Origin of the sequence: Streptomyces sp. NBC_00259 (assembly GCF_036181745.1) — a bacterium.
In the GTDB taxonomy this organism is placed as follows: Bacteria; Actinomycetota; Actinomycetes; order Streptomycetales; family Streptomycetaceae; genus Streptomyces; species Streptomyces pratisoli.
Genome location: NZ_CP108080.1, coordinates 7556379 through 7569370, shown reverse-complemented (window position 1 = coordinate 7569370; position 12992 = coordinate 7556379). Strand labels below are relative to the sequence as shown.

The window sequence follows — 12992 nt, the reverse complement described above, 5'->3', positions numbered from 1 at the left end:
TCGTCCAACATGCACGCCTCTTGAGGTGTCCCCCTCAACCACTCTAGTATCAATGTAAACCGGGATTGAAACGTTTCATGCCTGCCAGGGCCGACCGTTCACCATGCGAGGGACGAGCGATGACCAACGAGCGTGAGACAACCCAAGGCCGTGCCTGGAACCGCCGGAACTTTCTCAGAGCGTCCGCGGCCGGCGCCGGAGCCGGTGTCATCGGCCTGAGCCAGGACGCGGTTGCCGCGGCCGGAACCGGAGCCCCGCCCGAGGAAGGCAGCAGGGAAGAGGGCCTGTTGCGCGTCGAACGCACCACTGTCGAGTACGCGGAGTCCCTGCTCGGCACCGACGTCGAAAGGCCGAGGCTGAGCTGGGAGCTGTCGGCTCCGGGCAAGGGCGCCCGGCAGAGCGCGTACCAGATCAGGGTGTCGCTCGACGAGGGCGAGCCGGGTTCTCGTACGGTGTGGGACTCGGGCAAGGTCACCTCCGCGCGCACCGTCGGCATCCCCTACGCCGGGCCCGCGCTCAGGCCCCGTACGCGCTACCACTGGCAGGTGCGGGCCTGGGACGCGGAGGGCCGGCCGTCCGCCTGGAGCACCTCCCGCTGGTGGGAGACCGCGTTGGCGGACGACGACTGGCAGGGGTACTGGATCGGCGCGGTCGCCCCGCCCGCGCCGCCGGGCTTTGACGGTGCGTCATGGATCTGGTCGCCCGGATCCACCCCGCAGGACGCCCCGGCCGGCACGCTGTGGTTGCGCGGCACGCTCGAACTGCCCCACGGCGCCGAGGTGACGGCGGCCCGGCTGGTGGCCACCGCCGACGACGACTTCACGCTCTTCCTCGACGGCAAGGAGGTGCTGCACCAGCCCGAGCAGACCGACGCCTGGCGCTCCGCCCACCTGGCCGATGTGACCGAGCAGGTCAGGGGTGCCGGGGGCCGCGTGGTGATCGCCGCCCGCGCCACCAACCGCGGCGACGGCGCGGTGAACCCCGGCGGCCTGCTCGTACGCCTCATGGTGGAGACCGGCGGCGACACGCGCGAACTGATCACCGGGCCGGGATGGCGCTGCGCCGACGAGGAACAGGCCGGCTGGCAACGGCCCGACTTCGACGACAGCGGCTGGGCGGTGGCCGAGGTGCTCGCGCCGTACGGTGAGGGCGCTTGGGGCAGCGGCGTCGCGGTGCGGGTGCCCGAGCTGCCGGCGCCGCTGCTGCGCCGCGGGTTCACCGTCGGCAAGCCGGTGCGCCGCGCCCGTCTGTACCTCAGTGGACTTGCCTACTACGAGGCCGAGATCAACGGCCGGCGGGTCGGCAGGCAGGTGCTCGATCCGGGCTTCACCGACTACGACGAGACGGTCCTCTATGCCGTCCACGATGTGACGGACCTGATCAGCAGCGGCGCCAACGCCATCGGCGTCACCCTGGGCCGTGGCTTCTTCGGCATGAAGACGTCCAGCGCCTGGAACTGGAACAAGCCGCCGTGGCACGGCGAGCCCCGGCTCCTCGCCCAGCTCGAGATCGACCACCGGGACGGCTCGCGCACCAGCGTCGCCACCGACGGCACGTGGCGTATGACCGAGGGCCCGGCCCTCTCCAACTCCCTTTACGCGGGCGAGACCTACGACGCCCGCAAGAACCCCGTCGGCTGGACCGAGCTCGGCTTCGACGACAGCGGCTGGCAGCGGCCCGCGCGGCAGGACCCGCCGAAAGGCACCCTGCGCGCACAGGCGCACGAAGCGATCGAGGTCATCGACACCGTACGGCCGGTCACGGTGAAGGCGCACGGCGACGACTGGATCGTCGACATGGGGCGCACACTGGCCGGCTGGACGCGTCTGAAGGTGGGGGCCGGTGCGGGCACCGTCATCAGGCTCGTGCACGGCGAGCGGCTCAAGGCCGACGGCAGTGTGCAGGCCGAGAACGGCAACGCGACCGGCCGCTGCCAGACCGACGAATACATCTGCGCCGGGGACCGGTCCGAGGAGGTCTGGGAGCCGGCGTTCTCGTACAAGGGCTTCAGATACGTCCAGATCAGCGGCCTGCCGCGGAAGCCCGAGCCGGACGAGGTGGTCGGCAGGGTGGTGCACTCGGCCGTGCGCGACACGGGCGGCTTCCGCTGCTCCGAGCCCTTCTTCGAGCAGATCGAGCGCGCGATGCGGCGGACGGTCCAGAACAATCTGCACGGCATTCCCACCGACACCCCGATGTACGAGAAGAACGGCTGGACCGGCGATGCCCAGCTGGGCGCGCCCGTCATGACGTACGCGCTCGGGATGCAGCGGTTCTTCACCAAGTGGCTCGGCGACCTGCGGGACAGCCAGAACGAGGAGGGCCGGCTGCCGGTGATCGTGCCGAGCGGCGGCTGGGGCTACCGGGAGCTCGCGCCGGCGCCCGAGTGGACCACGGTCTATCCGTTCGTGCTGCGCGAGATGTACCGGGTGTACGGCGACGAGCGGCTCATCCACGAGCATCTGCCCGCCGTGGTCCGCTACCTGGACTGGGAGCTCGCCCGTCTCGAGGACGGCCTCGCGGTGACGGCACTCGGCGACTGGCTGCCGCCCGGCCATCCCGGCGGCATCCCCCCTGAGGACACCCGGCTGACCGCGACCGCCTACCTGCACCGGGGGCTCACCGACACCGCCGAGATGGCGGCGCTCGTCGGCCAGGACGAGGTCCACCAGCGTTTCGTGACCGCCGCCGAGGGGCTGATGGAGGCCTTCAACGCCGCGTTCCTCGGCCCCGAGGGCCACTACCGCACGGCCAAGGACCCCGAATACCGGCAGAGCAGCAACTGCGTCCCGCTGGCCTTCGGACTGGTGCCGGCCGGTGCACGGGCGAGCGTCACCGCCTCGCTCCTGGCCGACATCGAGAAGCGCGGCAACCACCTCAACACCGGCGCCCTCGGCACCAGCGTCCTGCTGCGCGCCCTCAGCGCGAACGGCCACTCCGACGTCGCGCACGCCGTCGCCACCCAGCGGACGTATCCGGGCTGGGGCTACTGGTTCGACAACGGCGGGGACACCATGTGGGAGATGTGGGAGCTCGACTCGCGCTCCCGCGACCACTACTTCATGGGCACGATCGTGCAGTGGCTGTACGAGAACGTCGCGGGGTTGCGACCCGGCGACGAGGGCTACCGGACCTTCACCGTGCGGCCCGACGCCCGCGTCGGCGTCGACTGGGCGCGCACGGAGCTGCACACGGTCCGCGGGCCGGCGGCGGTGTCCTGGTCGCGCATCGACGAGGTCGTGCGGCTCACGGTGCGGGTGCCGGTGGGTTCGACGGCGGAGATCCATGTGCCCGCCGCCACGCGCGGAGACGCCGAGGTGCCGAAGGGCGTGGAGTTCGTACGCACCGAGCCGGGCTTCGCGGTGTTCCGGGCGCCGCACGGTGAGTGGCATCTCCGGGGGCGGCCGTGAGGACCTGACCTCGTCGAATAGGCCCCAGGATCCGGTCGGCTGTGCGCCACAGCGACCTCAGCCGGGCATTCGGGTGAGCACGCGGCCGGCGGCGGGATCCTTGCCTGCGCACCAGTGGCGGATCCCGCGCCGACCGGGAGCCGCGACCGCCGCCGAGCACGAGCGCTTCGTGCGGCGCCTGGCCGGCAGCCGCCACCCTTCTGCTCGGGTGGCGGCTGCCGGGGCACGCACAAAGCCGATCGCCGCATCGGTCGACGATCACTTCCGCCGCCCGGCGATGGCCGAAATCCAAGGCTGACGATCACGCGACGCGCTTTCTCGACGGCGGCATTCTTCTCCCTCTCGTATTCCGGGCCGTCACAGGTCCGTTGAACAGGCACGCTTTCCCACCGGCACGGAGTGGTGACATCGGCCGACGGCCGTCACTTCCGGTGTCGTACGCGTGTCCGAGAGAACCCGGGGTACGCGAGCGCCCATGGACACCAACCTGTCGGACCAGGTCGCTCAGGTCGTCCGGGACGCGATTGCGGACGAGCTGCGCGCGCAGACGAGAAAACAACGGCGAACGGCGGCTTTCTACACGGCCTCGGGTGCCGCAGGCCTTTATGCGGGTGCCGCGGTGGCCGCCTGCCTGGTGTTGCTGCTCGACGCGGTGATGCCCGCGTGGGTCGCGGCGCTGCTCGTGGGGGCTGTGCTGGCCGGTGTGGCGTATGTGCTGAAGTCGGCTGCCAGAAAGCAGAGTTCGCCGACAGCGGCCATTCCGTCGGAGGCCCCTCCGTTGCCCCCGCGCGCTCCGGATATCGGCCACTGATCCACCGCATTGACGGGGGGTCAGGTTTTCTCCCGCCGAGCCCGGTAACCCGATGAAAGACGAGGCGGCAATGACGAACTCATCCAGAACCAACGGTGAGGCCGGGGCGGACCGGGAGCCGACCGCATCGGAAGTGATGCGGGCGGCCAGGTCCCAGCTCACCGAACTCACGGGAATGCACGTGGAATCGGTCTCGTCGTTCGCGCGGACGGACGAAGGCTGGGAATTGAAGGTCGAGACCGTGGAACTCGCCCGGATTCCCGACACCACCAGCCTTCTCGCGACCTACGAGGTCACCCTCACCACCGACGGTGAACTCGCCTCGTACCACCGCGTGAGGCGATACGAGCGCGGAAGGGCGGATCCCTCCTGAGGAACCGGGTGGCCGTCCGCACGTCCCGCAACGACCCATGACGACCAGAAGTGACCAACAGAAGTGGGAGGTTCCGGACCATGACCGTGGTTCCGGCACAACAGAGCCGCAGTGGCGGCGGCACCAGCGGACTGTACGACGTCCTTGAACTCGTTCTCGACCGGGGACTCGTGATCGACGCGTTCGTACGCGTCTCACTCGTCGGCATCGAGATCCTGAAGATCGACATACGGGTCGTCGTCGCGAGCGTCGACACCTATCTGCGGTTCGCCGAGGCGTGCAATCGGCTCGATCTGGAGTCGGGCCCGAACGCCAGCCCCGGACTGCCCGAGATCGTCGGGGAGATCACCGAGTCCGGCGCGCGCGGCAAGTCCAAGGGCGCGCTCTCCGGCGCCGCCGAGACCATCTCCGACGCGTTCGAGAAGGCCCGTGACGAGGGCAGGTCGGAGCCCAAGCCCCGCACGCGGCGCACCAGCACGTCACGCAGGAAGGAGGAGCAGGAATGAGCACCTACGTCTACGGCATCGTCCACCGCACCCACCCCGGGCCCACGGCGGAACTGGTCGGCGTGGGGGAACCCCCGCTGCCTGTACGGACGTTGGCCGAAGGCGAACTCCTCGCCATCGTCAGCGACGCACCCGATGCCCTGCGGCCCAAGCGGCGCGACCTCCTCGCCCACCAGCGTGTGCTCTCGGAGGCGTCCGCGACGGGTGCGGTGCTGCCGATGCGCTTCGGGGGAATCTCGCCCGACGACGCCGCGGTGAAGGCCGTGCTCGCCGAACGCGCGGAGCACTTCCAGGAGCGCCTCGCGGCACTCGGCGGGAAGGTCGAGTACAACGTGAAGGCCACCCATGACGAGGAGGCCCTGCTCCACCGCGTCCTCTCCGACCAGCCCGAGCTCCGCGCGATGAGCGAGGCCAACCGGGCGGCAGGCGGCGGCACGCACGAGCAGAAGCTCCAACTGGGCGAGCGCATCGTGGCCGTGGTGCAGCAGCAGGAGCTGATCGACGCCGACCGGCTGCACCAGGAACTCGTGCGGGTCGCGGAGGCGGTCAGTGTCGGACCCGAGTCCGGCGGCTGGCTCGCCAGCATCTCGTGCCTGGTGTCACAGGAGGACGCGGAGTCGTTCATCGCGTCCGTGAACGCGCTGGCCAAGGCCAACCCGCAGCTGTCGTTGCAGATCAACGGCCCCCTTCCCCCCTACAGCTTCGTGGAGTGACGTCCCATGGGTCTGCTGGGTGAGCTGCTCCTGCTGCCGGCGGCTCCGGTGCGCGGGACCTTCTGGGTGCTCCAGCAGGTCGCCGCCGAGGCCGAGAGGCAGTACTACGACCCGTCGACCATCGCGCGTGAACTCGCCCTCCTGGAGCGGCGGCTGGAGTCCGGCGAGATCGACGAGGCGGAGTTCGACCGCCGCGAGGACGAGCTCCTCGACCGACTTGAAAGAGGTGCACCGACACCATGAACAACAGGCTGACCATCGGACTCGCGGTGGGAGCGGGCTATCTGCTGGGACGGACGAAGAAGGCGAAACTGGCCTTCGCCGTCGGCACGATGGTCGCGGGCAAACGCCTGCAGCTGAACCCCCGCGCCCTGCTCGACTCGGTCACCCGGCAACTGCAGAACAACCCGCAGTTCAAGGAGATCGGCGACCAGCTGCGCGACGACCTGCGCGGGGTCGGCAAGGCCGCGACCGGCGCCATCGTCAACCGGCAGATCGGCGGGCTGGCCGACCGGCTGCACGAACGCACCCTGGGCGTCCAGGACCGCGTGGCGGGAGTGACCGGCGCGGTCGACGACGTGCAGGAGAAGACACGGAGCTCCGTGCCGGAGCAGGCGTCCGGGGACCGGAACTCGAAGAAGCCGGCGGCCAAGAGCTCCGCCGGGAAGAAGGCCCCCGGAAAGTCCACCGGACGGGCCGCCGCGAAGAAGGCAGCGCCGCAGCGTACGTCCTCGGGAAGCAGCGCCAACGGGAAGAGGACCGCGGCGCGCAAGACGGCGGCACGCAAGACGACAGCCCGCGCGAGCAGCACGAGGGGAGGCCGCTCCGATGCCTGACACGAAGAAGGCGAACGGCGTGCTCGGCACCCTCGACCAGGAGGCGGTCGACCGGCTCAAGGCCGAACTGCAGGGCTATGCACTCGCGCAGACCGAACGCGTCCTGGCCGGCCTCGGCCGCAAGCTCGGCGAGAGCACCGTCAAGCTCACCGACATCGCCGAGGGCCGCAGCCCTGGTTTCGCCCGGCTGGCCCTCGACGGCGGCCGCAAGCTCGCCGAGGGCAAGGGCCCCGTGCGTGCGGCGGTGGAGATGGGCGCCTCGCGGCTCAAGGACAACGTCAAGGAGGCCGTGAAGGGCATCGCAGGTTCCGGCAAGCGAGGCAAGAAGGGCGGAGGCGGGCGGAAGCCCACCGTCATCATGGAGTCCGTCGACGTCGGTGTGCCGGTGCGCGAGGCATACGACCAGTGGACCCGCTACCAGGACTTCTCCACCTTCGCCAAGGGCGTCAGGAGCGCCGGAGCCGCGGACGACACGACCTCCGACTGGAACCTCAAGGTCTTCTGGTCCAGCCGCAGCTGGAAGGCGCACACCACCGAACAGATCCCCGACACGCGCATCGCCTGGAGCTCGGAGGGCGCCAAGGGCACCACCAAGGGCGTCGTCACCTTCCACGAGCTCGGCGAGAGTCTCACGCGCGTGCTGCTCGTCATCGAGTACTACCCCAAGGGGCTGTTCGAGAAGACCGGCAACATCTGGCGTGCCCAGGGACGGCGGGCCCGCCTCGACCTGAAGAACTTCGCGCGCCACATCTCGATGCGCGGTGAGGCCGAGGACGGCTGGCGCGGCGAGATCCGCGACGGCGAGGTCGTGACCACCCACGAGGAGGGTCTCGCCGACGACGACCCGGCGGACGAGACCGGCGGCACCGAGGACGAGCCGGCAACGGACGAGATCGAGGACACCGGCGACGAGGAGCCGTACGCCTACGACGACTACGAGGACGAAGAGGTGGCCGAGGAGGGCTACGAGGACGAGTCCGGGGAGCCCGAAGGCGCGTACGCCGAGGACGACGGCGCCGTCGAGGACGAGCCGGAGGAGGAGCGGGAGGACGAGGCCTTCGACGAGGCCGACGGCGAGGGCTCGTACGAGGCGGAGCACGAGGGCGCCTACGACGACGAAGAGCCCGTCCCCGCCACGGCCGGGGCCCGGAGCCGTCGATGACGACGCCGAGCCGGCTCCCCGGTCCCTACGGTCCCCCGGACTCGGGAGCCAACCTCGCCGACATCCTGGAACGCGTCCTCGACAAGGGCATCGTCATCGCCGGGGACATCCGGATCAATCTTCTCGACATCGAACTCCTCACCATCAAGCTCCGTCTCGTCGTTGCCTCCGTCGAACGCGCGAAGGAGATGGGCATCGACTGGTGGGAGGACGACCCCTCCCTCTCGTCCGGAGCGCGCCGGCGTGAACTCGCCGAGGAGAACGAGCGGTTGCGGCAGCGCATCGCTGCCCTGGAGGCGGATTCCGCATGACTGAACTGCGCTACGTGTACGCCGTGACCCGTCCTTTCGACGGGGTCCTGCCCGAAGCGGTGCGGGGCGTGGCCGGTGCGCCTCCCCGGCTGCTCGCCCATGACGGCCTGGTCGCCGTGGTGAGCGACGTACCCGCGGCGGACTTCGCGGAGGCACCGCTGCGCGACCGCCTGGAGGACCTCGACTGGCTCGCCGCCACCGCGCGCGGACACGACGCCGTGGTCGGGTCCCTCACCACGCTCACCACACCGCTGCCGCTCCGCCTGGTGACCGTGTGCCAGGACGACAGTGGTGTCAAGCGGCTCCTCGACTCGGGCCGCGAGCAGTTCGGCCGGGCCCTGGAGCGGCTCGACGGGCGGGTCGAGTGGGGGGTCAAGGTCTACGCCGAGGGCACGGCCGAGACGCCGGACACGCCCGCGAAGGCGTCGCACGGCGATCGGCCGACGACGGGGCGGGACTACCTCCGGCAGCGGCTGCGGCAGCGCGACACCGCGGACAGCTCCTTCGCCCGGGCCGACGCCGTGTCGCGCCGGATCCACGCGGAGCTGTGCCGGCGCGCGGAGGCCGACTGTCTGCACCGGCCCCAGGACCCGCGGCTCCCGGGCGTGACCCGCGGCAACGTGCTCAACGCCGCCTATCTCGTACCGCGCGAGCACTGCGAGGCGTTCGTCGCGGACGTGCAGCGGCTGACGCCCCCCGGTCCCGGGGTGCGGGTGGAGCTGACCGGACCATGGGCGCCGTACTCCTTCGCGGTCACGACGGCTGCCCCGGCGGCCGGGCGGAGCGAGGCGCCATGACGGCCCCGACAGGAAACAGGCCGGGGACAAGGCGCCACGGCACAGGACCGGAGCCGAGGACGCAGCCGCTCTCCCCCGCTCTCGCGGAGCGCCGGCTCGCCCTGGTGGACCTCCTCGACCGGCTGCTGGCCGGTGGTGTGGTGATCAAGGGGGATGTGACCCTGCGTATCGCGGACGTCGACCTCGTACGCGTCGACCTCAACGCGCTGATCTGCTCGGTGGGACCGGCGGTGGCCTCCCCGTTCGCATCCTTCGGGGCCTCCGAGTACTCCGAGTCCCCCGCGTCCTCCTCGGAGTGCTTCGGCTTCGCCGACAGCGCCGAGCCGTCCCCGGCGTCGGGGCAGGTGACGACGTGACCGCACGACGCATGGACCTCGACCCCGACACCGTCGAGCGGGATCTCGCCCAGTTGGTGCTCACCGTCGTCGAGCTCTTGCGGCAGCTCATGGAACGTCAGGCGCTGCGCCGGGTGGAGACCGGGGAGCTCACCCCCGAGCAGGAGGAACGCATCGGCATCACGCTGATGCTGCTCGAAGACCGGATGGGACAGCTCCGGGACACGTTCGGCCTCAGGCCCGAGGACCTGAACATCGACCTCGGGCCGCTGGGTCCCCTGCTGCCCCGCGGGGACTGACCGCGAGTGCCGCACACAGGGGCAGGAAGAACGTCCGGGAGGCGGCACCGCCCGTTCTCCGGGCAAGCCGTACGCGGCGCCAGGACGGATGGACACGAGATCGAGGAAAGGGCACACCGATGAGCACCACCCCCTCAAAGGGCCGTCGCGCGGCGACAGTTCCGGGGACGCCGGACGCGGATCCGGACAAGCCGACCCCGGAAGAGCTGCGCGCACAGGCCCGGCACACCCGCGAGGAACTCGGAAGGACCGTGGAGGCTCTGATGACGAAGACGGACGTGAAGACCCGCGCCATGCAGGCGGCGACCGGAATGAAGGACCAGCTCGGAGAAAAGGCGGGCGTCGCCAGGGAGCAGATCGCCGCCACCGCGGCGACGGCGGGCGAGAAGCTCCGCGACACCACGCCCGGGACGGTGCAGGCCTCGGCCCGGCAAGCGGCTGAAGTTGCCCGAAGGAATCGACTGCCGCTGCTCGCCGGCTCGGCCGCCGCCACGCTCGCGCTGCTGATGGTCATACGCCGCAGGCGTTCACACTAGGCGCGGAGCGGACCCGCGGGCGCCGGCGGCCGTGGCGCCGGCGCCCGCTGGGCCGGTCCTTCCGGATCCCGATCGGGCGCCGCGCTGCGCATCGCGGCGCCCGCGGGGCCGGGCCCTCCGGATCCCGATGGGACGCTGTACCGGTCATAGACAGGGCAGATTCGTGCCCGCATGTTGTTCTTGGGGTACAGCCATCAGGTCGGGATCATCACGAGGAGGGACATGGACGTCACCGCACCCGGTCATGGAGCGGACCCACTGCGCGTGAGCCGGACCGCGCCGGGGGAACTGCTGGGCGGGGAGTTGGAGGCGGTCATGGCGGCCGCCCTCGTGGTGGACGACGAGGGGGTCATCGTCGCGGTCAACGGGCGGTCCCGGAGCCTCTTCCAATGGTCCGCCGAAGAGCTCGTGGGGCAGGACGCCCATGATCTGCTGCACCGTGACAGTCACGGGCACCCCTTGCCCCGCAGCCGCTGCGGACTGCGGGAGGCTCTCCTCACGTACAGCACGGGACACCGTGACCTGGACTGGTTCGCCCGCGCGGACGGCACGTTGCTCGGCCTGTCCTGGCTCATCACGCCCTACTGCCTCAGCACCGGATCCCTGGGCGCCCTGGTGCTGCTCTACCAGCCGCAGAAGTCGGCCGAATCCCGCGAGGACGAGGCCGGGACCACCCGGCTGACCGAACTCGACCGTCTCGCCCTGCTCGCCGAGACCACCACACGGCTCACCTCGACCCTGGACGTGGACGAGGCCCTCCTCCGCCTGGCCGCACTGACCGTGCCCCGGCTCGCGGACTGGGCGATCGTCGACCTGATCACCGAGGTCGACGAGGTACGGCGCGCCCTCGTCGTTCAGCAGCAGGACGGCGTCCTCGTCGAGCGCGTGGACCTGCAAGGTCCCATGCCCCCGGTGCCTCAGGAATCGCCGATGCCCTTGTCACGGGCCTTGCGTGGCGCCGCCTCGACCGTTGCCAGCGCGTCCACCTATCACGGGCCACCGGATTCCGGCATCGCTGTCGAGCAGCAGCGGCTCTTCACGGAGACCGGCATGCATTCGGCCGCCATCGCCCCGATCCGCGGCCTGCGGGAAGTGCTCGGCGCACTGACGCTGGGGCGCTCGCACCGTCCCGAGCCCTTCACCGCCGCTGATCTGCCGCTCCTGGAGGACCTCACCCGGCGCGCGGGCCTGGCGTTGGACAACGCACGCCTGTACCAGCGGCAGCGCAAGGTCGCCGAGACCATGCAACGGCACCTGCTGCCCCAGATGCCCACCGTGCCGGGGCTGGAGATGACAGCTCGGTACGTGCCCGCTCCGCACGCCTCCCAGGTGGGTGGCGACTGGTACGACGCCTTCTCCCTGATCGACGGGACGACCGCGCTGGCGATCGGTGACGTTGTCGGTCATGACCTCGACGCCGCAGGCGGCATGGCTCAGATCCGCAACATGCTGCGTGCTTTCGCCTGGACGCAGCCCGACTCGCCCTGCGCCGCGGTCACGCTCCTCGACCAGGCCGTCATGCGCATCATCCAAGTGCCCATGGCCACGATGGTCCTGGCCCGGCTCACCCTGTGCGACGACGGGCTCTGGAAGCTGCACTGGACCAACGCGGGCCACCCGCCGCCGCTGCTGGTCACCCACGACGGCCGGACGCGTTTCCTGACGGAGGGGCACGGACTGCTGCTCGGCACGGGCTGCACGACTCCCCGTACCGACGCGGTCCTCACGCTGCCGCCCCGGTCCACCCTCGTGCTGTACACCGACGGTCTCGTCGAATCACGTCGCCACCCCCTCGACGAGGGCATGGACCAGCTCCGCAGGCACGCCGCCTCCCTGGCCCGTCGTCCGCTGGACTCCTTCAGCGACTCCCTGCTGGTGCAGGCCCGCCCGGACGACAACGACGACGACGTGGCCTTCCTCGCGCTCCGTACACCTGAGTCTGTCCGGGCAGGCAGGTGAGGACGGGTCAGGCGGGCCACAGCTGCCGGCTGTCACCCCAGGACGTGCCGCAGGTAGGACTGCGGTTCGGCGAGGTAGCGGCGCCAGTGGTCGACCAGGGCGAGCTCGCCCCAGGCCACCCTGCGCATACCGTGGTCGCCGACCTCGATGATGTCCGCACCGGGCAGCGCCGTCAGCAGCGGAGAGTGCGTGGCGCAGATGACCTGGCCACCGCTCTTCACCAACTGGTCGATATGGCCGAGCAGTTCCAGACAGGACGCGAACGACAGCGCCGCTTCCGGCTCGTCCATCACATACAGGCCGGGCTGGAGGAACTTCCCCCGGAACGCCGCGAGGAAGCCCTCGCCGTGGCTGACGGAATCCGGGGCGAACCCCTCCCGGTCCAGCGCGTCCAGCGCCGTCTCCGCGCGCAGGAAGAAGCCCTTGCGGGCGGACCAGTTGCCGAGCATGCGCCGCCCGCGCGGCGCCGCGTCGAAGCGGATCCGCTCGCCGAGCACCGATTTGGGGCGGTGACTGGCATAGCGCCAGTCGTGCGAGCCGCCCCAGGAGTCCAGGCCGAAGCCTTCGGCGAGGGCCTCGACCAGGGTCGACTTGCCCGAGCCGTTCTCCCCCACCAGAAAGGTCACCGGCTCGCTCAGACGCAGGCCGTCCGCCACGAGCCCGCGCACGCAGGGCACGGTCCAGGGCCATTCCCCTTCATCGGACGAGGCAACATACACACGTTCGATAATCACTCTCCGAGTCTCGCACGGGGGTAGGACAACGCCCGTGCGACCGGACGATCGACGACGGATTCCCACCGGGGTGACCCCAACGGCTGATTCGGCCCCGTGGCGGAGCAACTGCTTCTCCGACAGGGTTTCCGCGGGTCGTCGTACCCCTCACCACACCGCGGGACGGACCGCGGGGCCCAGGTCCCCTGGAAGCGGACCGATGAGCCTGCT

Annotated in this window: 15 protein-coding genes; 14 read left to right on the top strand and 1 reads right to left on the bottom strand. The window is 70.6% G+C overall.

Features of this window, described 5'->3' with window-relative positions; all coding sequences use genetic code 11:
- Positions 1–119 precede the first annotated feature (119 nt).
- The 14 genes from OG766_RS33935 (at position 120) to OG766_RS33870 (ending at position 12048) form a co-directional block, all read left to right on the top strand.
- Positions 120–3410: a family 78 glycoside hydrolase catalytic domain gene (locus OG766_RS33935; RefSeq protein ID WP_328727096.1), complete on the top strand. Its 3291-nt coding sequence runs from the start codon at positions 120–122 to the stop codon at positions 3408–3410.
- A gap of 475 nt (positions 3411–3885) precedes the next feature.
- Positions 3886–4221: a phage holin family protein gene (locus OG766_RS33930; protein ID WP_266384794.1), complete on the top strand. Its 336-nt coding sequence runs from the start codon at positions 3886–3888 to the stop codon at positions 4219–4221.
- Between the two features lie 70 nt (positions 4222–4291).
- Positions 4292–4594: a gas vesicle protein GvpO gene (locus tag OG766_RS33925; RefSeq protein ID WP_266384796.1), complete on the top strand. Its 303-nt coding sequence runs from the start codon at positions 4292–4294 to the stop codon at positions 4592–4594.
- Positions 4595–4674: 80 nt separating this feature from the next.
- The gene (locus OG766_RS33920) at positions 4675–5100 is read left to right on the top strand and encodes a gas vesicle structural protein GvpA (protein ID WP_328727094.1); all 426 of its coding nucleotides are present in this window, start codon (positions 4675–4677) and stop codon (positions 5098–5100) included.
- Positions 5097–5813 (top strand): GvpL/GvpF family gas vesicle protein, encoded by a 717-nt coding sequence (locus OG766_RS33915; protein WP_328727093.1) that lies wholly within the window; start codon positions 5097–5099, stop codon positions 5811–5813. Before OG766_RS33920 ends, OG766_RS33915 begins: the two co-directional genes overlap by 4 nt.
- A 6-nt stretch (positions 5814–5819) precedes the next feature.
- Positions 5820–6056, top strand: coding sequence for a gas vesicle protein GvpG (locus OG766_RS33910; protein ID WP_328727092.1), 237 nt, complete (start codon positions 5820–5822; stop codon positions 6054–6056).
- Complete coding sequence (locus OG766_RS33905) at positions 6053–6649, top strand: DNA primase (RefSeq protein WP_328727091.1); 597 nt, start codon at positions 6053–6055, stop codon at positions 6647–6649. Before OG766_RS33910 ends, OG766_RS33905 begins: the two co-directional genes overlap by 4 nt.
- Positions 6642–7811 (top strand): SRPBCC family protein, encoded by a 1170-nt coding sequence (locus tag OG766_RS33900; protein WP_328727090.1) that lies wholly within the window; start codon positions 6642–6644, stop codon positions 7809–7811. Before OG766_RS33905 ends, OG766_RS33900 begins: the two co-directional genes overlap by 8 nt.
- Positions 7808–8122, top strand: coding sequence for a gas vesicle protein (locus tag OG766_RS33895; RefSeq protein WP_266384811.1), 315 nt, complete (start codon positions 7808–7810; stop codon positions 8120–8122). Before OG766_RS33900 ends, OG766_RS33895 begins: the two co-directional genes overlap by 4 nt.
- Positions 8119–8919: a GvpL/GvpF family gas vesicle protein gene (locus tag OG766_RS33890; RefSeq protein ID WP_328727089.1), complete on the top strand. Its 801-nt coding sequence runs from the start codon at positions 8119–8121 to the stop codon at positions 8917–8919. The genes OG766_RS33895 and OG766_RS33890 overlap by 4 nt, the downstream gene beginning before the upstream one ends.
- Positions 8916–9275 (top strand): gas vesicle protein, encoded by a 360-nt coding sequence (locus tag OG766_RS33885; RefSeq protein WP_328727088.1) that lies wholly within the window; start codon positions 8916–8918, stop codon positions 9273–9275. Before OG766_RS33890 ends, OG766_RS33885 begins: the two co-directional genes overlap by 4 nt.
- Positions 9276–9286: 11 nt before the next feature.
- Positions 9287–9553, top strand: coding sequence for a gas vesicle protein K (locus tag OG766_RS33880; protein ID WP_266388568.1), 267 nt, complete (start codon positions 9287–9289; stop codon positions 9551–9553).
- A 119-nt stretch (positions 9554–9672) separates the two neighbouring features.
- Positions 9673–10089, top strand: coding sequence for a DUF3618 domain-containing protein (locus tag OG766_RS33875; RefSeq protein WP_328727087.1), 417 nt, complete (start codon positions 9673–9675; stop codon positions 10087–10089).
- Between the two features lie 222 nt (positions 10090–10311).
- Positions 10312–12048 carry a SpoIIE family protein phosphatase gene (locus OG766_RS33870; protein WP_266384821.1) on the top strand — a complete coding sequence of 579 codons (1737 nt, stop codon included), beginning with the start codon at positions 10312–10314 and terminating at the stop codon, positions 12046–12048.
- 32 nt (positions 12049–12080) lie between these two features.
- Here the strand turns inward: OG766_RS33870 and OG766_RS33865 are convergent, their stop codons facing one another.
- Complete coding sequence (locus tag OG766_RS33865) at positions 12081–12782, bottom strand: AAA family ATPase (protein WP_266384824.1); 702 nt, start codon at positions 12780–12782, stop codon at positions 12081–12083.
- Between the last annotated feature and the right edge of the window lie 210 nt (positions 12783–12992).

What these genes read in the sequence shown, in the direction of transcription:
- OG766_RS33935 (WP_328727096.1), top strand. Translation starts at nt 120, where the DNA reads ATGACCAACGAGCGTGAGACAACCCAAGGCCGTGCCTGGAACCGCCGG.
- OG766_RS33930 (WP_266384794.1), top strand. Translation starts at nt 3,886, where the DNA reads ATGGACACCAACCTGTCGGACCAGGTCGCTCAGGTCGTCCGGGACGCG.
- OG766_RS33925 (WP_266384796.1), top strand. Translation starts at nt 4,292, where the DNA reads ATGACGAACTCATCCAGAACCAACGGTGAGGCCGGGGCGGACCGGGAG.
- OG766_RS33920 (WP_328727094.1), top strand. Translation starts at nt 4,675, where the DNA reads ATGACCGTGGTTCCGGCACAACAGAGCCGCAGTGGCGGCGGCACCAGC.
- OG766_RS33915 (WP_328727093.1), top strand. Translation starts at nt 5,097, where the DNA reads ATGAGCACCTACGTCTACGGCATCGTCCACCGCACCCACCCCGGGCCC.
- OG766_RS33910 (WP_328727092.1), top strand. Translation starts at nt 5,820, where the DNA reads ATGGGTCTGCTGGGTGAGCTGCTCCTGCTGCCGGCGGCTCCGGTGCGC.
- OG766_RS33905 (WP_328727091.1), top strand. Translation starts at nt 6,053, where the DNA reads ATGAACAACAGGCTGACCATCGGACTCGCGGTGGGAGCGGGCTATCTG.
- OG766_RS33900 (WP_328727090.1), top strand. Translation starts at nt 6,642, where the DNA reads ATGCCTGACACGAAGAAGGCGAACGGCGTGCTCGGCACCCTCGACCAG.
- OG766_RS33895 (WP_266384811.1), top strand. Translation starts at nt 7,808, where the DNA reads ATGACGACGCCGAGCCGGCTCCCCGGTCCCTACGGTCCCCCGGACTCG.
- OG766_RS33890 (WP_328727089.1), top strand. Translation starts at nt 8,119, where the DNA reads ATGACTGAACTGCGCTACGTGTACGCCGTGACCCGTCCTTTCGACGGG.
- OG766_RS33885 (WP_328727088.1), top strand. Translation starts at nt 8,916, where the DNA reads ATGACGGCCCCGACAGGAAACAGGCCGGGGACAAGGCGCCACGGCACA.
- OG766_RS33880 (WP_266388568.1), top strand. Translation starts at nt 9,287, where the DNA reads ATGGACCTCGACCCCGACACCGTCGAGCGGGATCTCGCCCAGTTGGTG.
- OG766_RS33875 (WP_328727087.1), top strand. Translation starts at nt 9,673, where the DNA reads ATGAGCACCACCCCCTCAAAGGGCCGTCGCGCGGCGACAGTTCCGGGG.
- OG766_RS33870 (WP_266384821.1), top strand. Translation starts at nt 10,312, where the DNA reads ATGGACGTCACCGCACCCGGTCATGGAGCGGACCCACTGCGCGTGAGC.